This window comes from Emcibacteraceae bacterium, assembly GCA_041396985.1.
Taxonomy (GTDB): Bacteria; Pseudomonadota; Alphaproteobacteria; order Sphingomonadales; family Emcibacteraceae; genus Pseudemcibacter.
This window is the reverse complement of record JAWKXO010000001.1, coordinates 77,905-98,914: the sequence shown is the minus strand read 5'-3', so window position 1 is coordinate 98,914 and position 21,010 is coordinate 77,905. Positions and strand designations below refer to the sequence as shown.

20 protein-coding genes are annotated in these 21,010 nt (G+C 44.3%); 10 read left to right on the top strand and 10 right to left on the bottom strand.

What is annotated here, in order from left to right; all coding sequences use genetic code 11:
* From R3D86_00425 to R3D86_00415, 3 genes are all read left to right on the top strand, one after another.
* The gene (locus R3D86_00425; GenBank protein ID MEZ5756664.1) at positions 1–516 is read left to right on the top strand and encodes a hypothetical protein; all 516 of its coding nucleotides are present in this window, start codon (positions 1–3) and stop codon (positions 514–516) included.
* 43 nt (positions 517–559) lie between these two features.
* On the top strand, positions 560–1,132 hold the full coding sequence (locus tag R3D86_00420) for a hypothetical protein (protein ID MEZ5756663.1): 573 nt from the start codon (positions 560–562) through the stop codon (positions 1,130–1,132).
* Positions 1,133–1,205: 73 nt separating this feature from the next.
* Positions 1,206–2,150 carry a bifunctional helix-turn-helix transcriptional regulator/GNAT family N-acetyltransferase gene (locus R3D86_00415; GenBank protein ID MEZ5756662.1) on the top strand — a complete coding sequence of 315 codons (945 nt, stop codon included), beginning with the start codon at positions 1,206–1,208 and terminating at the stop codon, positions 2,148–2,150.
* Here R3D86_00415 and R3D86_00410 read toward each other — a convergent pair.
* From R3D86_00410 to R3D86_00400, 3 genes are read right to left on the bottom strand one after another with little or no spacing between them, the layout of a single operon-like run.
* Positions 2,128–2,628, bottom strand: coding sequence for a YbaN family protein (locus R3D86_00410; protein ID MEZ5756661.1), 501 nt, complete (start codon positions 2,626–2,628; stop codon positions 2,128–2,130). The two genes, R3D86_00415 and R3D86_00410, sit on opposite strands and share 23 nt — an antisense overlap.
* A gap of 9 nt (positions 2,629–2,637) precedes the next feature.
* Positions 2,638–4,185: a serine hydrolase gene (locus tag R3D86_00405; GenBank protein MEZ5756660.1), complete on the bottom strand. Its 1,548-nt coding sequence runs from the start codon at positions 4,183–4,185 to the stop codon at positions 2,638–2,640.
* A complete protein-coding gene (locus tag R3D86_00400; GenBank protein ID MEZ5756659.1) occupies positions 4,166–5,548 on the bottom strand; it encodes a M24 family metallopeptidase in 1,383 nt (460 codons plus the stop codon). Before R3D86_00400 ends, R3D86_00405 begins: the two co-directional genes overlap by 20 nt.
* Before the next feature lie 156 nt (positions 5,549–5,704).
* On the opposite strand from R3D86_00400, the gene R3D86_00395 reads away from it, so the two are divergent.
* On the top strand, positions 5,705–6,721 hold the full coding sequence (locus R3D86_00395) for a zinc-binding alcohol dehydrogenase family protein (protein MEZ5756658.1): 1,017 nt from the start codon (positions 5,705–5,707) through the stop codon (positions 6,719–6,721).
* Here R3D86_00395 and R3D86_00390 read toward each other — a convergent pair.
* Positions 6,718–7,653 carry a sterol desaturase family protein gene (locus tag R3D86_00390; protein ID MEZ5756657.1) on the bottom strand — a complete coding sequence of 312 codons (936 nt, stop codon included), beginning with the start codon at positions 7,651–7,653 and terminating at the stop codon, positions 6,718–6,720. The two genes, R3D86_00395 and R3D86_00390, sit on opposite strands and share 4 nt — an antisense overlap.
* A gap of 379 nt (positions 7,654–8,032) precedes the next feature.
* On the opposite strand from R3D86_00390, the gene nhaC reads away from it, so the two are divergent.
* Positions 8,033–9,427, top strand: a complete 1,395-nt coding sequence (gene nhaC, locus R3D86_00385) for a Na+/H+ antiporter NhaC (protein MEZ5756656.1) — start codon at positions 8,033–8,035, stop codon at positions 9,425–9,427.
* Positions 9,428–9,433: 6 nt separating this feature from the next.
* On the opposite strand, the gene queE is transcribed toward nhaC, so the two are convergent.
* Both queE and queC read right to left on the bottom strand, forming a co-directional pair.
* The gene (gene queE / locus R3D86_00380) at positions 9,434–10,066 is read right to left on the bottom strand and encodes a 7-carboxy-7-deazaguanine synthase (protein MEZ5756655.1); all 633 of its coding nucleotides are present in this window, start codon (positions 10,064–10,066) and stop codon (positions 9,434–9,436) included.
* Positions 10,063–10,869 (bottom strand): 7-cyano-7-deazaguanine synthase QueC, encoded by an 807-nt coding sequence (gene queC, locus R3D86_00375; GenBank protein MEZ5756654.1) that lies wholly within the window; start codon positions 10,867–10,869, stop codon positions 10,063–10,065. The genes queE and queC overlap by 4 nt, the downstream gene beginning before the upstream one ends.
* On the opposite strand from queC, the gene R3D86_00370 reads away from it, so the two are divergent.
* Positions 10,863–11,435 carry a DUF2889 domain-containing protein gene (locus R3D86_00370; protein MEZ5756653.1) on the top strand — a complete coding sequence of 191 codons (573 nt, stop codon included), beginning with the start codon at positions 10,863–10,865 and terminating at the stop codon, positions 11,433–11,435. The two genes, queC and R3D86_00370, sit on opposite strands and share 7 nt — an antisense overlap.
* Here R3D86_00370 and R3D86_00365 read toward each other — a convergent pair.
* The 3 genes from R3D86_00365 to R3D86_00355 form a co-directional block, all read right to left on the bottom strand.
* Positions 11,432–11,608 (bottom strand): DUF4169 family protein, encoded by a 177-nt coding sequence (locus tag R3D86_00365; GenBank protein MEZ5756652.1) that lies wholly within the window; start codon positions 11,606–11,608, stop codon positions 11,432–11,434. The genes R3D86_00370 and R3D86_00365 overlap by 4 nt on opposite strands.
* A gap of 1 nt (position 11,609) precedes the next feature.
* Complete coding sequence (locus tag R3D86_00360) at positions 11,610–14,009, bottom strand: S8 family peptidase (GenBank protein MEZ5756651.1); 2,400 nt, start codon at positions 14,007–14,009, stop codon at positions 11,610–11,612.
* A gap of 103 nt (positions 14,010–14,112) precedes the next feature.
* Positions 14,113–14,367 carry a hypothetical protein gene (locus R3D86_00355; protein ID MEZ5756650.1) on the bottom strand — a complete coding sequence of 85 codons (255 nt, stop codon included), beginning with the start codon at positions 14,365–14,367 and terminating at the stop codon, positions 14,113–14,115.
* A 130-nt stretch (positions 14,368–14,497) separates the two neighbouring features.
* Here R3D86_00355 and glpD point away from each other — a divergent pair, with 130 nt between their 5' ends.
* From glpD to glpT, 3 genes are all read left to right on the top strand, one after another.
* The gene (glpD, locus tag R3D86_00350; GenBank protein ID MEZ5756649.1) at positions 14,498–15,979 is read left to right on the top strand and encodes a glycerol-3-phosphate dehydrogenase; all 1,482 of its coding nucleotides are present in this window, start codon (positions 14,498–14,500) and stop codon (positions 15,977–15,979) included.
* A 95-nt stretch (positions 15,980–16,074) separates the two neighbouring features.
* Entirely contained in the window at positions 16,075–17,088 is a 1,014-nt protein-coding gene (gene glpQ, locus R3D86_00345; GenBank protein ID MEZ5756648.1) for a glycerophosphodiester phosphodiesterase, read from the top strand.
* 16 nt (positions 17,089–17,104) lie between these two features.
* Positions 17,105–18,442 (top strand): glycerol-3-phosphate transporter, encoded by a 1,338-nt coding sequence (gene glpT, locus R3D86_00340; GenBank protein ID MEZ5756647.1) that lies wholly within the window; start codon positions 17,105–17,107, stop codon positions 18,440–18,442.
* Between the two features lie 7 nt (positions 18,443–18,449).
* On the opposite strand, the gene R3D86_00335 is transcribed toward glpT, so the two are convergent.
* The gene (locus R3D86_00335) at positions 18,450–19,856 is read right to left on the bottom strand and encodes an undecaprenyl-phosphate glucose phosphotransferase (GenBank protein ID MEZ5756646.1); all 1,407 of its coding nucleotides are present in this window, start codon (positions 19,854–19,856) and stop codon (positions 18,450–18,452) included.
* A gap of 473 nt (positions 19,857–20,329) precedes the next feature.
* Between R3D86_00335 and R3D86_00330 the strand changes: the two genes are divergently transcribed.
* Positions 20,330–20,851: a hypothetical protein gene (locus R3D86_00330; protein MEZ5756645.1), complete on the top strand. Its 522-nt coding sequence runs from the start codon at positions 20,330–20,332 to the stop codon at positions 20,849–20,851.
* Positions 20,852–21,010 lie beyond the last annotated feature (159 nt).

Here is a 21,010-nt window from a genome sequence, read left to right as displayed (position 1 = left end):
ATGCTAAAAAAATTGATAATTTTAAGTCTGTCCACCATATTTGTCTGGGGGCAAACATCAATCGCATTTGCGCAGAACCTTCATTACAGTGCATTTGATCAAATGAAAGACAGTTATTTCAAGGGTAAGATTAATTCCCGTGGATTAACCGGTCAGGTAGGGCTGACAATACCTTTTGGGGATAGAAATACAACGAAGAAAAAAGCATTTTACGGTTTTAAAATGACTTATGGACAGGAAATGAGAAATTCCAATCCGTTTCAATATGGCTATACCCGTGATTTAAATCTATTCAGTACCGGAATTAACAATAACGGCGTCAAAAGTCTGAGCCTTGCAAATTATGAGTTTCTTGATGAAAGTCAGCGTAAAAATATCTTTGGCAACGGTAACGGTAACGGTAATGTTATACTTTGGACCTTGGGCCTTGCGCTTGTAGCAGGGGGCATTTGTTGGGCTGCCGGATGTTTCGATGGTAATGATAGTTCAAGCACAAGCGACTTATTGTCAAATTAAACGAAAAGTACAGTATTTTATTTCACTGGTCATGAGTATTCTCATGACCAGTGGATGTGCTTATACAACCGCAGAAAAGGTTAAATCCGAAGTAGGAGCCCCGGAACCGGAAACAACCATGTTCAGCCACTGTTCTTCCTATGGGTGCCATGTAGTACAGCAGACTTCTTTTGACCCTGATGAATGGGCACAGATCGAAGCAATTTTCGACACTCCACCTGCTACAGCAATTGAAGAACGGGAAAGGATTCCGAAAGCAATCGGGCTAATGGAAAAATTTATTGGCCCTAAAACCGGTACCAGCGATGATATCGCCAAATCATGGCTTTTTACCTTTGCCCCGAAAGGACAGCTTGACTGTATTGACGAAAGCATAAATACAACAACCTATTTACAGATGCTGAATAAAGCCGGGCATGTGAGATTTCATGATATAGGCACAATTGCCATAAGAGGAAACAGGTTTGGTCTGATGCTCCTTCATAACACAGCAACACTGATTGACCGTGAAAGCGGTGTATCTTATGCGATTGACAGCTGGTTTCGTGCCAATGGGGTAGCACCGGATGTCGTGTTGCTTGATGAATGGATTGATGGCTGGAAACCCAGTAGTTAACTTACACTTGAAATTCATTTTTATTTCGATATATAAGTATTTATATTAATATTAATATAAATGGTGATACATTATGAGCGATGAATTGTTTCTTGAAATTGGCATAGGAACCCGTTGCCGACGAAATTTTGAATATTTGTCATCGGAAATCGATAAAATCTATAAAGCAGAAAAAGTAGATATGAGCGGGCGAGAGTTCCCGATTGTTTATTGTGTTCTGAAACGTGGCCCGTTAACTATAGCAGACATTCAACAGCTTTCCGGTCTTTCACATTCAGCCGTCAGTCAAACAGTCAAAAAACTTGTTACCAAGGATATTCTATTTCTTGAACCGGGAGACGACGCCCGAAGTAAAATTGTAGCACTCACGGACGTCGGCAATAGACTTATGGAAAAACTTAATCCTATTTGGTCAACGGCTAAGGACGCGATGAAGACAGTATTGGATGAATGCAATACAAATATTCTGGATGCTCTTGCCGATTATGAAGCAGCACTTGCAAAAAAATCATTCTCACAAAGATATTATGAACAAAAATCTGAACACTCCGAGAGAAAAATAGAGATCATTGCCTATGATGTAAAATACCGCGAATATTGGCGTATCATTAATCAGAAATGGATAGAAACCCTGTTCGAAATGGAACAGGAAGACATCATAAATCTCAATGATCCGGAAAAATATGTTCTGGATAAGGGTGGGGAAATATATTTTGCACTGCTTGATGGGGAGCCGGTAGGGGCCATTGCCCTTAAAAAATTTACACCAACACGATTTGAATTAAGCAAAATGGGTGTTCTTGAGGAAGCACGTGGCCATGGCATTGGAAATCTTCTCGTTGAAAAAGTTCTTGAGCGATTTAAGGCAAGGGGAGGGAGAGAACTATTCCTTGAAACCAACTCAAGTTTGGTTCCTGCTATTACGCTTTATAAAAAATATGGTTTCAAGGAAGTGCCACCACCTGAAAATACGCCTTATGCCCGTGCAGATTATTTCATGGAGCTGGCGGAGGAGTAGTCGGCTCTTCCGGATTGCCGGCTGAAAAAGGCTGATTTAATTCACTATCTGATTTTTCGTTCTGTTGTTCAGTCTGCTCCTGCGTTTCAGGCTCTATTTCTTCTGATGGCCGGCTGGGTTTAATCATAATATAAATGGCCCCCCAGAGCATCATGCCAAAAGCACAAATCAGTAAAATCGGATTAATATCAGCAAAGAATGTCATATAAATTGCACTCAGGCTCATCATAACATAGGCGGTAATTTTTGCTTTTATCGGGATCATCCGATATTTATCCCAGTCACGAAGGGCAGGGCCGAACCGCGGATGATGATAAAGCCAGTGATGCATGGTTTCAGAGCCTTTGGAAAAGCTCCAAAGGGCGATGATCATGAAGACAGTCGTCGGCAGGCCAGGCAGGAAAGCGCCGATAAAGCCGACAGCAAACATCAGCCATCCAAAACCAAGATAGAGAAGCCTTTTTGTTTTGTCTTTCACCTGTTAGCCTTATTGTTTTATTGGGTGAACATGATGAAAATCATAGCTGAAATCAGTCCGGTTTGACAGGGCTTTCATGGTAAAGGCGGCAATTTTTCCATTTTTATCACTCTCAAACATGACATAACTGTCGGCTTCATGGGTGCGATCATCCCAGCGGACAATGAAGGTATTTTCCTTAAAATGGACCATTTTGCCGCGAAGTGACTGTGAGCGTATTGAGGTAAAATAAAGACCGTTTTCATGTTCTGTAATTTTAATATCATCCCACCAGTCATCCTTATAAGTACCAATATAAGAATTTAAAGGCAGTGGAGGATTGCCGCTTTCCTTAATTTCAGACAGTCTTTTAACTTCAGTCAGACGGGCTTTTTCGCTTTTTTCATGAATTTCTGCCGGTGTTTCAGTATTTTTCACATCCATGACAAAATTAATCATCATGGTCTTTAAGACAGTATAGGCATCGCCGGATTGCTGATTGGTAACGATGGCAATGGCAAAATCAAGTTCCGGGATCATTGCCAGATAGGAATACATTCCGACCAGTGCGCCGCCATGGGAAATTATTTTAACACCGTGATAGTCATTCAGATTATAGCCAAGACCATATCCACGAAAATGGGTTTTATCGCGATTGATCTGATCCTGCGTAACATCCATGGCGGTATTGACCTGCCAAAGGGCGTTATGGGTTTCTTTTTTCATAAGGGGCTCGCCACCTTCAAGATGCATTTTTTCCCACTTGAGAAGATCATCGACCGAGCATTCAATACCTGCTGCTGCGGCGCCGCCTACGACAGTGTCAAGCTGAAGATATCTTTTGATCTGCTGCAGTTTTGCTTCAAGAATTGCATGGGGTTCGGCCACATTGGGATCATTGGCCATTATTGGTGTATTGGCGGTGCAGCGGTCCATATTAAGCGGGTCAAAAATACGCTTTTGCAGAAAATCCTGATAGGACTGACCAGTCACCGCCGGAATAAGGGCACCGGCCACAATAAAGGGCAGGTTGTTATAGGCATAAGTCGTGCGAAATTCACGGTCCGGCTTCAAGAACCGCATTTTTGAAATGACTTCCTGCGGGGAATAATTGGCATCCGGCCACCACATAAGATCGCCAGAGCCCAGCGGCAAACCAGTATGATGGGATAGCAGGTCACGTATCATAAAATGATCCGTGATATATGGATCCCACATTTCAAAATCCGGCAGATAATTTTTAACAGGGTCGTCCCAGCTTATTTTTCCTTCTTCGACCAGTAGGGCAAGGGCCGTGGCGGTAAAGCCTTTACTGTTCGAGGCAATCCCGAAATAGGTGTTTTCATCGACGGCGCCGCCATCATTAAGGGATCTGACACCATAGCCTTTTGCATGGCTTACCTGACCATGCTGAATAATGCCGATGGCCATGCCGGGTATGGAAAATGTCTTCATCACTTCGCCAACCATGGCATCAATATCGGATGATTTTAATTCCTTTGCCCAAACTGTGCCGTGAAAAAGGCAACATACGAGCGCAGCGATTAAGGCCCTGGTTTTATGGCATATTCTGTTCATCTGGCTGCCCCGGTTTTGGGTCAATGATATGTAATTTTGTCTGGCGTTCGCCAAAATAATGAAAAGCGGTGCCGTCAAAATATCCGTCCTGCTCAAGTTTTACTTTGACCGGGTCTTTGCTCCAGCCACCGGGCACTTTAACCTCGGCTGTCAGCTCAATGGAATAGGCGGTATTTGCATGTATTGGATAATTGCCACTGCCCGGCACGCCGTCCTGCTGGTCCCACATGCCGATTGTTGTGCCGGCGGCATGACCATGAAGGCCAATCGGGTGGGTATATATAATCGGGCCTATGTCATTGGCGATAGCCTGATCCCGGGTCATTTTAAGAATTTCATTGCCGGTTCGGCCAACCTGTATATTGCCGGTCAACATATCCTGAAGGCTGTTTCCCCCTCTGAGGGCAATTTTTAAATCTTCCGGTGCGTCACTTTCCCCGTCCAGAAGGATATAGGCCAGTTGCTGGGTATCGGTTTGAAGGCCGAGATAGGAAATACCAAAATCAATATGGACCAGATCGCCCTTATAAAGGACAGATGGGTCAAGATTATTTTTTTCAATAGTATCCTTTGAGGCGTCTGAGCGTTCCATATCTATACTTGTATGAAACCAGGTGGACAGGCCAAGATCGTTAATCCGCTGTCTGTACCACCAGGCAAGATCTTCACTTGTGGTGACACCCGGGGTTATAACTTTGCCTGAAAAGCCTTCGGCTATGATCGCGTGGGCAATGTCCATCACATTATTATAAAGGGCCAGTTCCCGGTCGGTTCTGGTTTCCAGCCAGCCAACGGCCAGTCGCTCGGCTGATACAATGCGGGTTCTAAGGCGGTCCGGAATGTTGGAGACAAAATCCCGTTGTTCGCTATAGGTAAGCCCGTCAGCGTGTGCCCAGTCATCAGAATAGTTAAGGGCAATTGTGTCTGGGTCAAAATCATCAAGTATCTGGGCAATTCGCCGCCACTGGTTTGGAAACTCATCCGGGTTCCAGCTTCCTTTGAACAGGTCCCCAACATCATAACGGGAAACGGCAAGTCGCTCGACCCCTTCATCCGGACCATGGTCAAGGAATATCAGAACCGTCCGTCGCCGCGCACTGAGCCATGTCGCCGGCAGCATGGTTTTCATCACCGGGTCTTCATTATATTCTCTTGATATGATCACCCAGGCAGTGATTCTTTCCCGTCTCATCAGTTCGGGGATCAAAGTATCCAGACGGTATTTTGTCATCTCATCCATCTGGGTTGCCCGTTCGCGCAGCGGTAAAATTTCTGGAGCCTGATTTGGGGTGTCGATGACCTGTGCATTACCCTGACTACTGATCAGAAATAACAAAGAGAGAGATATCAATAATTTTTTCATAATGATGAAATGATCCTGTATTATTATCTTTTCCATTGCATAATTATGCAGAAATTATGCTTTTAAAAAAGGGTTTTATAAAAAACTCTAATGTTTTAATGTAGAATCTGTATATAAATACGGCAATAAAAAATAAATTGGAAATAAGGAAACAATATGAAAGCTGTTGGATCATATAAAGCGCTGCCTGTTGACGAAGCGGAAGCTTTTCTTGATGTGGAACTGGACGTACCGGAGGCGACAGGACGCAATCTTCTCGTCGCTGTTAAAGCGGTTTCGGTAAACCCTGTTGACACAAAGGTCAGAAAACGCCCGCATCCTGATGAAACTTTAAGAGTTCTGGGATGGGATGCGGCCGGTGTGGTTACAGCAGTTGGCGATGATGTCACCATGTTTGAGGTTGGTGACGAGGTTTATTATGCCGGCTGCATTACAAAGCCGGGGTCAAACAGTGAATATCAGCTTGTTGATGAACGGATTGCCGCCAAAAAACCGGCTAAGCTCAGCTTTGCGGAAAGTGCCGCATTGCCGCTCACCACTATTACCGCGTGGGAAGCCTTGTTCGAGCGTCTTGGCGTGTCACTGGGCGGAAAAGATGCCGGAAAAACAATTCTGATGATTGGCGGGGCTGGGGGTGTTGGCTCAATCGCCATTCAATTGGCAAAAAAACTCGGTAACCTGACGATTATTGCCACGGCATCGCGTCCGGAAAGCGCGGACTGGTGTAAAGCGCGCGGGGCCGACCATGTCATCAATCATTATGAGGATATCCCCGAACAGCTTGATACGCTGGGTCATCCGCAGGTTCATTATGTCCTTTGTCTGACCAATATTGCCGGATACTGGAAAACCATAACCGATGTAATCAGACCGCAAGGCAAAATATGCACCATCGTTGATTTCTTCGGCGACAGCAATCTTGATCTTTTAAAACCAAAAAGCGCGACATTTGCTTTTGAATTTATGTTTACCCGTTCGATGTTTCAAACCGAGGACATGGGCGAAATCAATGCACTGCTTTCTGAAACGGCAGCCATGATTGACAGTGACGAGCTGATCACAACTTTAAGCGAAGTGATCAGCCCGATTAACGCCGACAATATCCGAAAGGTCCACAGAACCATTGAAGAGGGCCGGGCCATCGGCAAATTCGTGCTGGAGGGCTGGTCCTAGCCCTCTTTGCCGGCAACCATCGTCTTTAAAAATTTTGGCCAGTAACGGGTGAGAAAAAGTATCTTAAGATAATTTGGCTCATCCGGCAGGCCTTCAGGGTGGCCCATATGGTCGGGCGGCACAGGAATGCCGTCCTTCTCCGGCATATAGTAAGTACCCAGTATTTTGTCCCACAGATTTAGGCCGACACCATAATTGACGGCATATTTATGCCCTTCAGGGGTGACTGTGGAATGATGCCAGCGGTGCACTTCGGGTGTCATAAAAATGGAATTGAGCAGCTTTCCTGATGGGGCGCCCGAGCCACAGTGAGAAAAAATGCTTGCTGTGCTTAGAAGCCCGGCACTGAAAAAAACAGCCCCTTCATCAAACCCGACCAGTCCGAGGATCATCCCCGGTAACACATTGCGTAAACCATAGTCAAACGGGTGGGAAACAAACAGATTAAGCATACGGATATCGGTAACCGAATGGTGATAGGAATGGAGTTCCCACAGAAACGGAATTGTATGCTGAAGCCGATGGACGGCATAGCGGATGAAGCTATAAAAGAAAAAGACCAGAATTAACTGAAGCCAGAAGGGACCAAGCTTATCGGATGAGTTGAAGATCACGTCGCGTCCAAAAATCATATTTGGCAGGAACAGAATAGACGGTCCTAGCAGTCCATGAAGAATGGAGCTGGTATAGAAACCGTTTAATATAGTTGAGGCAATATCTCTGGTCAGAACCCTTCGTTGTGATACCGCATTTTTATAATGATAAAGCTGCTCCAGAATAAACATGGACAGCAGGGTGAGCATAAATATCAGGCCGGGAATGAGCACACGGAGACTATAGCCGATTTCATAAACTTTAAGAAAATAGGTCACAATGAATGCTGTAGGGAAGGCAATTAGACTACACGCAGCAATTAGCTTTTTAAATATCATACTCGATACTCCATAAAGTGAAACATACTTAAAAAAATGCTTCAACTTAAAAACTAAGCTAATTAAAGTCATAAAATATCTTGGTATTAAACATTATTTTTGCCAAAAAGTCAATGTAGAGCAAATGGTGAAATAGTCTGTAAGCCGCTTATTCTCTAGGTTGTAGACTATTGGGGCGGAAATTTAAGGGTGATTTTCAGAAAAATAAATATTGAATAATGAGGTTGGAATAATTGATAAATCATATTCCCATATCTGATTTTAAAAGAATAACAATTGAATAAAAATTTTTATCGCTGTAGTGTTTTTAAAAAAAGATCCGGCCTTTTGATCAAATGGCATCAAACTGTAAAACTATGGGAAATAAAGGGAATTATCGTTGAGTTCACAAAAAACACCAGGATTCTGGCATGCGTTGATCTGTTTTGGCGGTATTTTGGTGATGATCGTTACCGGTGTTGTCGCATTTCGGATCAGCATTCAGGTGCTTCTTATCTTAAGCATTATCTGGACCAGTCTTCACAGCTATTTTCTTGGCTTTAAATTTTCGGAAATTAAGCAGATCATGTCTGATGGCATTTATAATGCCCTTGGGGCGGCCTATGTTTTTATTCTGATTGGCGTGGTCGTCGCCAGTTTTCTGGAAAGCGGAACAATTGCCAGTATTGTTTATTATGGTCTTGACCTGGTCCATCCGGCCGTGTTCCTGCCAATGGGGCTTATTTTATGCAGTTTTATGTCGGTCTGTGTCGGGACCATGGTCGGGACGGTGGCAACAGTCGGGGTGATCCTGATCGGCATTGGGGCCGCTATGGGGGTACCACTTCCCATCGTTGCCGGGATGGTCATCGCCGGGGCCAGCTTCGGCGATAAAATGTCGCCGGTGTCGGACACCACCAATATGGCGGCGCTGACGACGGGGACGGACCTATACACCCACATAAAATCAATGCTTTATACCACCATTCCCACTTATATTATCTGTCTGGTCCTGTTTACAATGATCGGGATGAACTATACGGAACAGGCCTTTTCGCCTGAAGGGATCATCGAATTTAAAGCGGCCATTGAAAATCATTACACTGTCAGTCTTTGGGGGTTTTTGCCGCTTGTTGTTTTGTTCGGGCTCAGTTTTAAAAGGGTGCCGGCTGAGCCGACAATGATTTTGGCGTCGCTTACGGCTATTATCATTGCGCTTTTACAGCAACATCATAATATCATTTCAATACTCAGCAGCCTTCAAACAGGCTATAAGGCGGCGACAGGCAATGCGGACCTTGACCGGCTTCTAAACCGCGGTGGCATTATGGGCATGATGGGCACTTTTTCGATCGCGCTTTTTTCCATGGCACTGGGTGGTCTGCTGGACAAAGTCGGGTATTTGACGGCACTGCTTTCCGGAATACTCAATCACTTAAAAAATATACTCTCACTGCTTGCGGCGACAATGCTGACCGGGATTGTTGCCAGTATCGCAACCGGTCAGTCCTATATTTCCATTGTTTTAACAGCCCAGCTTTTCAATAATAAATACCGGGAAATGGGACTAAAGCGGCGCATGCTCTCCCGAACCATTGAAGAAAGCACGACGCTAATTACGCCACTGATGCCCTGGTCATTAGGGGGTGCCTTTTATTCGGGGGCGATGGGGGTCGCTGTGTTTGATTATGCGCCCTGGGCGTTTCTTAATTACCTGAATTTCATAGTCGCACTGATCATGGCAGCGTTGGGACTGGCTATATTCAGAATAGATCCAAATGAAAAAACTTCATAAATAACTTTAAGAAATACCAATAATCTTATGAGTTTGAAGACTTAATTTCCATTTCGGATGATGAAGGCAGTAGTCCACGACCTCTTTTGTGTGATCAATACCCGCTTCATCCTTCGGCTGCAGGTAATAATGGGTAAATTTCAGCTTTTCAATATCCTGTGGCTGCACATTATCCTGCGGATAGACAAGTTTCAGTTCATCGCCTGATATCTGAACCAGTTGGCTCATATCCTTCGGGCTGACACAGACCCAGTCCAGTTCCTTAGGGGCTTTTATGGTGCCGTTGGTTTCAACCGCGACTTCAAACCCGTGTGCCTGAAAGGCTTTGATGAGTGGTACATCAAGCTGTAAAAGCGGTTCGCCACCGGTGCAGACAATATAGGGTTTTCCCTGATCCGCATGGGGCCAGAGGCTGGCAACTTTATCGGCAAGCGCATCAGCATCTTTAAATTTACCGCCATTTTCGCCGTTTGTGCCGACAAAATCGGTGTCGCAGAAGTTACAGATGGCGTTTTCCCGGTCACGCTCAAGCCCGGACCAGAGATTGCAGCCGGAAAAGCGGCAAAAAACGGCCGGGCGACCGCTTTGGGCCCCTTCGCCCTGTAATGTATAGAATATTTCCTTTACTGAATAGGTCACGACTGATACCTGATCGGGTCTTTAGTGCCGGCCTCAGCAAAGCCCTTAAGGCGCAGCAGGCAGCTGTCACATTGACCGCAGGCAATGCTGTCCTGATCCGGGTCATAACAGCTGGTGGTCAGGCCATAATCTACGCCTAGCGACAGACCGGTTTTAATGATTTCGGCCTTGCTCATATTTATGAGTGGTGTGTTAATCCTAACCCCGGCGCCTTCAACACCGGCTTTGGTGGCAAGCCGGGCCATATCCTGAAACGCAGCAATATATTCGGGGCGGCAATCGGGATAGCCGCTATAATCCAGAGCATTGACACCGATGAAGATATCATCACTTTTTAAGGTTTCAGCAAAGGCGAGAGCGAAGGACAGAAAAATCGTATTGCGGGCAGGGACATATGTGACCGGAATTTCACTATCCATTTCTTCCGACGTTCTTCCTTTTGGGACATCTATATTATCGGTCAGGGCCGAGCCGCCAAAGGCACGCAGATCAATATCTATAATCACATGCTTTTTGATGTTCATGGCCTTTGCCACCGCTTCGGCGGCATCCAGTTCATGGGTATCACGCTGCCCATAACGGAAGCTGAGCCCATAAACATCGAAGCCCTGATCCTGTGCAATCGCCACACAGGTTGAGCTGTCAAGACCGCCACTAAGTAAAACAACCGCTTTTTTCGTCATATCATCTTCCCGGATTTTTTCCTGAAATAACCCATTAGCACAGTAAATACCATGACTAAATTCATTTAATGGGATATAAATTAGACAGTTTAAGTAATATTTGGGAACGCTCAATGCCATTATCAGCACCGGCCGCACGAAAAAAAATCCATACCCGCAGCATCGAACTGAACGGTTTTCACCGTGAAGACGGGCTATGGGATATTGAAGCCCATATGACGGATATCAAAAGCTATGACATTGAAAACCGCTGGCGGCAGGGGATCAAAGCAGGCGAGCCAATCCATGAAATGTGGGTGCGACTGACAGTGGATGACCGGTTTTTAATCCGTGATGTTGAGGCGGCAACTGACAATAGCCCGTTTGAAATGTGTCCGGCCATCGTAGATGCCTATAAACAGCTGATCGGTATCCGTATTGGTCCCGGATGGCGCCGCGCCATAAATGAAAAGGTTAAAGGCAGGAATGGCTGCACCCATATCACGGAACTGCTTCAGCCACTCGCAACAGTGTCCTTTCAGACATTGATGGGCAATATTCAGAAAAATGCCGCCAGAAAGCAGGATCATGAAGACCATGTGAAGCCAGTAGTGCTCAATAGCTGTCATGCCTGGGCGGAGGATAGTGAAGTGGTCAAAATGCATTTGCCGGATTATTATAAGCCCGGTGAAGAAAGTGACGCTTAATCGTCGCGTTTATGGGCGCTCAAATCCTTTTCACGCTTTGCTTTTTTTGCTTCAGTCAGTTTCTTTTCCGCTTTTGTCCTGCCGAATTTAACACGATTTTCAGTGGCGCGATTTTCTTTCTCGGCGCGGGTCTTTTTCTTTCTTGCTTTACTGAGACTGAGAATTTCTGCCATATCAAAATGCCGATCCGACCCTGAACAACAGACTGGTTGCACTTTTAATGCTTCTTAAATGCCCGGGATTTAACTGGTGCAGCAAATTAAACTGAAGTCTGGCACCATGAAAATCAACAATGGAATAGGAGAGCTCAAAATCCTGCTCACGCCCTCCGGGAGTGAGGGAAAAGCGGTTATAGGCCATTGTAAAATCGTTCGTAAGGTAATTTCGGTCAATGGCATGACTGATTGTTGCATAACCCGTTTGAAGTCTGAGTGGCTGGCTCATTGTCAGCGAGACCTGATCGTTTTCAAATATCAGGCCGCTTGATTTAAACCCGACAAGATAGCTCATTGATTTTAATGTTGAAATATTGCTTATGAGGCTTTTGCCGCTTTGATCCACATTGGTAAGACCGAATGATGCCCGGGCAAAAAAGCTGCTGTTATCTGAAAGTCTGTAATCCATATTGGTGCCGCTGAACGCGGTCCGGGCACCGGACCCGATTTCGAGAGCACCCGTTGAAACGGCCCCGAGGACGCTGCCTTTTTCATTTAGAAGGCCAAGATCAACACTGATCAAAAACTTATCGGATACAAAATGCGAATAACGGTTCATAAGCAGTGTGCTTTCGCTTTTTATATTAAAACCAAAGAGATTTTCGTTAAATGTCATTCTGCTGCTGGCATAAGCGGTTTCAAATGTGCTGTTTTTACCAAGCATGGTTTTATAGGAAAGAGCACGAAGACCATGTGCATTTAAAAGGGAACTATATCCGAATTTTCCCTGGGCAATATAATCGTCAGGGCGGTAATCCTCCATCATTTCGGCAATTGACATGCCACCCGAAATTTTTGCAATTTGTTTATCGCTTAAGTCATAGGCAAGGGACATACGAAGGTTTTCTGCTCGTCTCTCACGCCCAAGATGACCGCTAAAAATGCTTTTATCAATTTGATTGAATCTTGTGTCATGCTGCCAGCCGAGTTTTAATGTTGTGCGGTCATTAAGGCGCATCTGCTGATTGCGGCTGCTTAAATTATTTTCTAAATAAGTATCAAGTGCCATCACCGGCTCAGGGGCATATATGCCGCCGGAAAAATCAATTTGAAAAGATCGTTGATACTTATCCAGCACCATAATATCGTTAAATTCGCCAGAAAAAGAAATATCCGCCCCGAATGCGCCCCCTGAAAAAATAAGGTTCTGCTGGGCAATGCTGTCTTTTGTGCCTATGTCCACGCCTGCTGCTATTCCTGTTCCGGCAATTGATAGCGTGCCCTGGGCGCTAAAGGCTTCAGCAACATTGACAAGTCCGCGACCATAAATGGCATCTACGCCAGGATCGCCAAGGTCCGTTGCTGTTGTAAAGAGCAGATCAGCAACCTGGGCAGCAGTAAGGTTTGGATAAGCTTCCATCAGCAAAGCAGCGATACCTGAAATCTGCGCTGTTGAGGCTGAAGTGCCCTGAATTTCAACATACTGATAATCATTATCCAGATCATGATCCGGGGCAATGATTCCACTGCCCGGTGCCATCAGATAAACATTTTTGGCGGCGTCACCAGCCTTAAAGCTGAAGTCGGAAATGACATTATTTTCATCAACGGAACCGGCAACAATGATCTGCCCGTTTGCCCAGTCTGCATAGGCAACTTCTGATGACCTTTCAATACTGTCGCCTGTTCCCGGAGGATCACCGGCAGATATATTTCCTGCAGGCAGAACAATTAAAAGTCCGGCTTCAACAGCATTTTTCGCGGCAAGCTGTAATGAAGGACTGCTTGGGGTATCAGACCCAAGGCTTTCATTAATGATTCTGGCATTATGAGCAACGGCATAATCATAGGCAGCGGCAATATTTGAATGATAAAAGGAGCAATCGGTAAAATCGGTGCAATCAGCGGACGTTGTTGAATTTATATTTAAAATTTGGGCATTAAAGGCCGAGCCATGCATATTAAAGCTATTAAAATTTGTATCCTGATCACGGTTGGCGGCAATGATCCCTGCCATTGCTGTTCCATGGCCGTTAAAGTCATCACCATCATTTGGGTCACCCGTTACTATGTTTGTACTGCTTGGATGAAGTTTACCCTGAAGCTCCGGTACTTCAGTAACGCCTGAATCAATAACAGCAACCAAAATACCATCACCTGTGATGCAGTTTAAATATGCTGCCTGCACATTCATCTGTGCCAGCGACGGATTCTGGCGGTATTCCGCTGTGTTATAGGCAATTGGTGTTGGTGTTGGATTAGGATCCGGAACTGGCGCAGGCGGGTTAACGATAGTTGGGCCGGTCGTGCTGCCCCCGCTGCTTGCTCCGCCACCACATCCTGTCAACAACAGGGTTATGATGCCTATAAAAGGCAATATTTGCTTAAATGGTAAACTTGTTCTTTTTTCCGAGATCACTGGGCATCCGTTATTTAATGAATATATCGTAGCGTTATTTTGAAAAAATACTAATGATAAATGATTAAGATAAGCTAAAGTTAATATGTTATTTTTAAAATAGTTAATTTTCTTCTGTGAACATTTTTCGCAAGCTGTTTATTCCGATCAGTGCCCATACGCCATTCAGAAAAACCAGTGCCATGGTCCCATAATAATAAGTGTTGCTGATCAGACAAAAACTGCCGATCAGGTTTAAATACTGATAGAGCTTTTTGCTGGCATCCAGTTTTCCGTTTGAGATAAGCAGATAGGCAATCAGTAAGGACAATGCCCCGATCCAGCCAATACTATCCATTATTAATTTAAGATTATTCATATCAGTTATCCTTATGAAAAAAAGTCATGTTCAGACTATATAGGCTTGTGAGAAGAAAGGGAAAAATATACAGTAAAATTTTATCAGGAAATTGAAAAATTTCTTGCCAAATATATAAAGGAACCATGAATTGACTGAAGCCGCCGATATTTTCATTATAGGTGGCGGTATTAATGGCTGTGGTATTGCAGCGGATGCCGCAGGGCGGGGACTTAAAGTTATATTGGCCGAACAGAATGACCTGGCCAGCGGCACATCATCAGCCAGCACCAAGCTTATTCATGGCGGACTTCGTTATCTTGAATATTTTGAATTTCGCCTTGTTCATGAAGCCCTTACTGAACGCGAAGTCCTGCTGAATGCGGCGCCCCATATCATTAAACCGATGCGCTTTTTGCTGCCGCAGAAAGGTCTTCGCCCGGCATGGTTCCTGCGTCTTGGGCTGTTTATTTATGACCATCTCGGGGGGCGAAAAATATTGCCGCCGACAAAAACGGTTTCCTTAAAAAATGAACCATTCTCAGGCGTTCTTGAACCGGGGTATAACAAGGCTTTTGAATATTCAGACTGCTGGGTTGATGATGCGCGTCTTGTGCTGCTTAACGCCATTGTTGCCCGTGATCATGGCGCGGAAATCCTGACCCGGCATAAATGTATAAAAGCTGTGCGTGAGGACGGATTATGGCAAATCACCCTGCTGGACACAGTGGGTAATGTTGAAAAAAAGATAAAGGCCAAAGTGATTGTTAATGCCGCCGGCCCATGGGTTGATCAGGTTCTAAGCGATGTTTTTCTTCATCATGACAGGAAAATGATCAGGCTGGTAAAAGGCAGCCATATCATCATCAAAAAATTATATGATCATGACCGGGCGTATGTTTTTCAGGGAAAGCAGGGCAGGATTATTTTTGTCATTCCCTATCAGAAAAATTTTACCCTGATCGGGACGACTGATCAGGATTTTAAGGGCAATCTGTCAGATATTCATATCGACCAGAGCGAAATTGAGTATTTATGTGAATTGGCCAATGATTATTTTCAGAAAGATATTTCGCCCGACGATGTGATCAGCCATTATGCCGGTGTCCGCCCGCTTTATGATGACGGCGCAAGCAAGGCACAGGCGGCCACAAGGGATTTTGTTCTAAAGCTTGATAAGAAAAATGCCCTGCTGAATATTATCGGTGGCAAGATCACCACTTATCGGGCGCTGGCGGAAAAAAGCCTTGATCAGTTAAAGCATTTTTTCCCTGACATGCCGGGACATTGGACAGCGGGAAGTTCGCTTCCCGGGGGCGATTTTAAATTCGCCGACTATGATCAAAAATATCAGAAATTCTGTGTTGATTATCCATTTCTAAAACCGGAAATGGCCACCAGACTTTTTCGAAGTTACGGAACGCTTGCCTGGACCGTCCTTGAAAAAGTGAGATCGGTTGACGACTTGGGTCAGTATTATGGTGCGGGCCTTTACGAGAAGGAAGTGGTCTATCTGAGCAAATATGAGTGGGTCAGATCAGCCGATGACCTGCTCTGGCGGCGAAGTAAACTTGGCCTTCACATGACAGAAGAAGAGATAAAGAAAATTAAAAACCGGTTTAACGAAATATGAAATTAGTGACATAAACTGTTGTTCACAAAATTGTTTATTGCAAATACCGATTAATCCATGCACTGTGATTTGCGCAAAATCGGGAGAATGGAATAATGCGTCTTATCACATTAATTTTATCATTAGTGGTTATTACAATGACAACAGCAATTGCCGCAGAAAAAATCGTCGTTGCCCACCGTGGGGCCAGTGGGTATCTTCCTGAGCATACCATGCCGGCAAAGGCAATGGCCTATGCCATGGGCCCTGATTATATTGAACAGGATGTTGTGATGACCAAGGATAACCGGCTGGTCGTGCTGCATGATCATTTTCTTGATCAGGTCACTGACGTTCAGGAAAAATTTCCAAGCCGCAAGCGCGCGGATGGGCGCTATTATGTGATAGATTTTACACTTGCAGAAATCCTGACCCTTAATGTGCTTGAGAGGTTTCATATTGATGACGGCGGAAAAAGGGTTGCTTATTTCCCCGGGCGTTTTCCCTTGGGGAAATCAATATTCAAAGTTCATACGCTGGAAGATGAAATTGAAATGATACAGGGACTTAATAAATCAACCGGACAAAATATCGGGATTTATACAGAATCAAAAAGCGCCGCATTTCATCTTTCGGAAGGGAAGGATTTAAGCAAAGCCATTTTACAGACATTTAAAAAATATGGTTATGACAGTAAAAACAGCAACGCTTACTATCAGACCTTTGAATTTGATGATCTGAAACGGGTTCATGATGAACTTCTGCCAGAACTGGGGATCGATATCAAACTGGTTCAGCTTATGGGGGAAGAGGATGATTACAAAGATATAATAACGAGAGATGGCCTCATAGCCCTATCAAAATACGCCGACGGTATTGGCCCGAGCATATCCATGATCACCAAAGCGGATGACAGTGCCGCCGGTTATCATATTACCGATCTGGTAAAGAATGCCCATGATGCGGGACTAGTGGTTCATCCATATACTTTTCGGGCTGAGCGCTTTGCTATGCCAAAATTTGTCGGCAGTTTTGAGGAGCTCTTAGACATATTTTATAATAAAGTCGGGGTTGATGGCCTATTCAGTGATTTTCCGGATCGGGTTGTCAGGTTTTTACATAAAAAATAAAAAAGGGTAAGGGACAATGATAGGATTTTTAAAGCCCGCGGCACATATCGAGGCAATTGATGAAGCCAACGTGGATAGTGAATATAGCCGCCTCAGGCTTCAGGTGTTTATCGGCATATTCATTGGATATGCTGGTTTTTATCTGGTCCGGAAAAACTTCACCCTGGCGATGCCGTCATTAATTGAGGAAGGTTATTCAAGAACTGAACTGGGTTTTGCCTTGTCCGGTGTTGCCATTGCTTACGGCGTGTCCAAATTTATTATGGGCAGCGTATCTGACCGCAGTAATGCCCGTTATTTTATGGCACTTGGCCTAATGGCATCGGCGCTGACGATGATTATGATGGGAACGATGGCCTGGGCCACTAGTTCGGTTGCCATAATGTTCACATTACTTCTTATCAATGGCTGGTTTCAGGGTATGGGCTGGCCGCCGTCGGGCAGGGTGATGGTTCATTGGTTTTCTCCGTACGAACGCGGGACAAAAATGGCGATCTGGAATGTTGCCCATAATGTTGGCGGAGGCATGGTCGGCATACTGGCAATCTGGGGAATGAAGATTTTTAACGATTATCATTCGGTTTTTTATTTTCACGGTATGATTGCCGTCGCGATTTCTCTGTTCATTCTTTATATGGTGCGGGATACGCCGCAGTCGCAAGGCTTGCCGACGATCGAGGAATATCATCATAATTACCCGACCGCATTTGAATATAATAAAAGCCATGAAAAGGAATTTTCAGCAAAAGAGATTTTTCTGGAATATGTCCTGAATAATAAACTGCTCTGGGCAATTGCGGTGGCCAATGCGTTTGTCTATCTGGTCAGGTACGGGGTGCTTGACTGGGCCCCGACTTACCTGCGCGAAGTCAAGGGTTTTTCATTTGATGATAGTAGCTTAGGCTATGCTTTTTATGAATGGGCCGGAATACCGGGAACCATTATCTGCGGCTGGATATCGGATAAATATTTTAAGGCACATCGTTCGCCGGTACTGGTTATTTTTATGGCGATTACGATGGTCTGTGTGCTGGTTTACTGGCTTAATCCGGCGGCTAATCCGGGCCTTGATATTGCCATGCTGATTGCGATCGGATTTTTTATTTATGGTCCTGTAATGCTGATTGGTCTTTTCGCGCTTGATCTTGTCCCTAAAAAAGCGGCGGGAACCGCTGCCGGATTTACCGGCCTTTTCGGATATGTCGGTGGTACGGTATCAGCCAATATTGCGATTGGCTATGCGGTCGACAGGGCGGGATGGGATGCCGGATTTATGCTAATTGTCGGATCCTGCATTATTGCGATCATTCTTGTGTCCCTAACCATGAAGGCAGAACGGCACGCCCGGAGTTAGGTGAATTTTAATGTGCGTTTTTACTGATGAAACCGACAAAAACGGTGCCGATCAATATTTGAAGATCAAAAAATAAGGACCAGTTTTCGGCATAATAAACATCATATTTTACCCGACTTTCCATTTTATCAACGGTGTCAGTGATCCCGCGGAAGCCATTAATCTGGGCCCAGCCGGTAATGCCGGGCTTAACCCGGTGACGGGCGAAATAACCATCAATCACTTTTGCATAATCTTCATTATGGTCAACCGCATGGGGGCGGGGACCCACCAGCGACATGCTGCCGTTTAGCACATTGAAAATCTGTGGCAGTTCATCGAGGCTGGTTTTTCGGATAAATTTACCAACCCGGGTTACCCGCGCATCATTTTTGGTGGCCTGTTGGGTTTTTCCTTCCTGAACCGGGTTATGGGTCATTGATCGGAATTTATAAATTTCGAAAATTTTATTGTTATAGCCATATCTTTTCTGGCGGAAAATGACGGGCCCGGGACTTTCGATCCAGATTGCAGCGGCTATGATTAGCATCAGCGGAGCAAAAATGATGAGGGCAACCAGTGAGAAGATAATATCCTCAACCTTTTTGATAAAAATCATCCAGTCGGAGAAGGGGGTTTTGACCACTTCAATCATCGGAATGCCGATAAAATGATTGGTTGAGGGCTTATAGGGTATGCGGTAGCCGACCAGATCGGAACTTAAATAGATATGTACCGGTAATTCCCGCAGTTTTCTTGCAATGTTATAAAGCCGGTCATCGGCGCTCCAGGGCAGGGTGATAATAACATCATCAACTTTATTATTCCTGATATACCGCGTTAGCTCATTAAGGTCCCCCAGAACCGGATAGCCACAAACTTCCGGTCCGGCCCGTTCTTTTCGGTCATCAAAAATGCCAATGATATTATTTAACTTGGGATATTCACTTTCAATTTTATCTATAAGCATTTCGGCACGGCGATCACTGCCGACGATGATCACATTTCTGGAGAAAAGCCTGTTTTTCGCCATTGTTTTTATGACGTAGTACCCGACAACCCGCCCCAGAATGACCAACGTGATAGAACTGGCAATAAAATAATAAACCCATTGTTTGTTAAAATAGTCGGTTACAGAGAGCGAAAAGGCAATTGATATAAACAGGCAGAATGCTGTCGCCAGCACCACAATAAATTTCAGCATATTCTGATATGGGCTAATAAATGTTTCAAATGTATAAAGGCTTGCAAAATGGGAAAGGAACCAGGAACAGAAAACGACAAAAATGATGGCAGATGAATAAATTTTTGAGTTCACAACGGAAAAATTGAAAATAAGGTAATAACAGATTGCTCCGCTCGCAATTATCCAGAGGCCATCAAACATGACATAAAGCACGGTCAGAACCGCATTGGAAATAGGAATATTTCTCACGGAGCCGTGTTTATCCTTTGATATTGTTTTATTTTGCGTCAAAATTTTACCTTTTAAATTTTTTGCTTAAAAGCCTATAAAAAATTGAGTGCTATATTATGCGCAGTTCATGAATAAGCAATTAATAGTTCCGATTTTTTTTAAAAGACCCCTATAAATGAACAATAGTTAAAATTTATAAAAAATTTTATGTTCAAAAGATTCATTTTGCTATATAAGTGATTGCTGTATGGCAAATTGGTTATGTGACTGAAAAAAACCATGTGTCCCAAAGTAGGATTGGTAATTTAAAACTGTTAAAAATCTTTACAATTGGATATGCCGGTTATATATAGACCATGATTAATGTGTTGAAAATAAAGGGTAAAATAAAGTTGGCATGATTATTGCTAATATTGTGTGTGATAAGTTTGGTAATAAGTTTTAGCCAATTATTATAAAAAATTCGAAATAACCGTTGAGGAACGAAAGTTATGTTTAAAAAATTATATATTGTACTAAGTGCTCTAGTCGTATCGACATTTATGGCAGTAAGTGGTGCACAGGCCGTATCAGTAGATCCGAGCTTTTTTGCCAGTTACAATAACGATGTTGGTGCCGGACAAGGCGGAACAGCCATTAATGATGTTTACTCATTTACTGCATCTGAAGATACAAATCTCAGCTTTGCTGTCAGCGTAAACCATCCTACAGCACTTAATAACTATGGTATTTCAAACCTGGTCCTTACTTGGGATCTGGGTGGTGTACAGATAGTTACAAATGGTTTGGGTGTTATGCTTTCAAATCCGTTTCCTGAGTTCTTCCATGCTTTGACAACAGGTCAAACTGGTACAATGACTGTAACAGGTAACTTCCTTTCAAATGGTGGTGGTTATACACTGACAGTGGCTGCTGTTCCACTTCCACCAGCTTTGATTGCCTTCTCTACAGCGATGCTTGGTGTTGGTTTCCTTGCTCGCCGCAGAAGAAAAACTAAAGCTGTATTTGCATAATTAAATTCCTCCCGGGGCGTATAATCAAAGTTATACGTCCCCGGTTTCGGGGTTTATTTTTTGGCTAATAGTATAATGTCAGGTGCTTTGCGCCTGATTTTTTGCGTCTGGAGTTGTTTTGGGAAAGTCTGTGTCGCCACCGGGCCGGAGTTTTTTTAT

Coding starts and splice junctions, on each gene's coding strand:
- R3D86_00425 (MEZ5756664.1), top strand. CDS start 1: ATGCTAAAAAAATTGATAATTTTAAGTCTGTCCACCATATTTGTCTGG.
- R3D86_00420 (MEZ5756663.1), top strand. CDS start 560: ATGACCAGTGGATGTGCTTATACAACCGCAGAAAAGGTTAAATCCGAA.
- R3D86_00415 (MEZ5756662.1), top strand. CDS start 1,206: ATGAGCGATGAATTGTTTCTTGAAATTGGCATAGGAACCCGTTGCCGA.
- R3D86_00405 (MEZ5756660.1), bottom strand. CDS start 4,185: ATGAACAGAATATGCCATAAAACCAGGGCCTTAATCGCTGCGCTCGTA.
- R3D86_00400 (MEZ5756659.1), bottom strand. CDS start 5,548: ATGAAAAAATTATTGATATCTCTCTCTTTGTTATTTCTGATCAGTAGT.
- R3D86_00395 (MEZ5756658.1), top strand. CDS start 5,705: ATGAAAGCTGTTGGATCATATAAAGCGCTGCCTGTTGACGAAGCGGAA.
- R3D86_00390 (MEZ5756657.1), bottom strand. CDS start 7,653: ATGATATTTAAAAAGCTAATTGCTGCGTGTAGTCTAATTGCCTTCCCT.
- R3D86_00370 (MEZ5756653.1), top strand. CDS start 10,863: ATGCCATTATCAGCACCGGCCGCACGAAAAAAAATCCATACCCGCAGC.
- queC (MEZ5756654.1), bottom strand. CDS start 10,869: ATGGCATTGAGCGTTCCCAAATATTACTTAAACTGTCTAATTTATATC.
- R3D86_00365 (MEZ5756652.1), bottom strand. CDS start 11,608: ATGGCAGAAATTCTCAGTCTCAGTAAAGCAAGAAAGAAAAAGACCCGC.
- R3D86_00355 (MEZ5756650.1), bottom strand. CDS start 14,367: ATGAATAATCTTAAATTAATAATGGATAGTATTGGCTGGATCGGGGCA.
- glpQ (MEZ5756648.1), top strand. CDS start 16,075: ATGCGTCTTATCACATTAATTTTATCATTAGTGGTTATTACAATGACA.
- glpT (MEZ5756647.1), top strand. CDS start 17,105: ATGATAGGATTTTTAAAGCCCGCGGCACATATCGAGGCAATTGATGAA.
- R3D86_00330 (MEZ5756645.1), top strand. CDS start 20,330: ATGTTTAAAAAATTATATATTGTACTAAGTGCTCTAGTCGTATCGACA.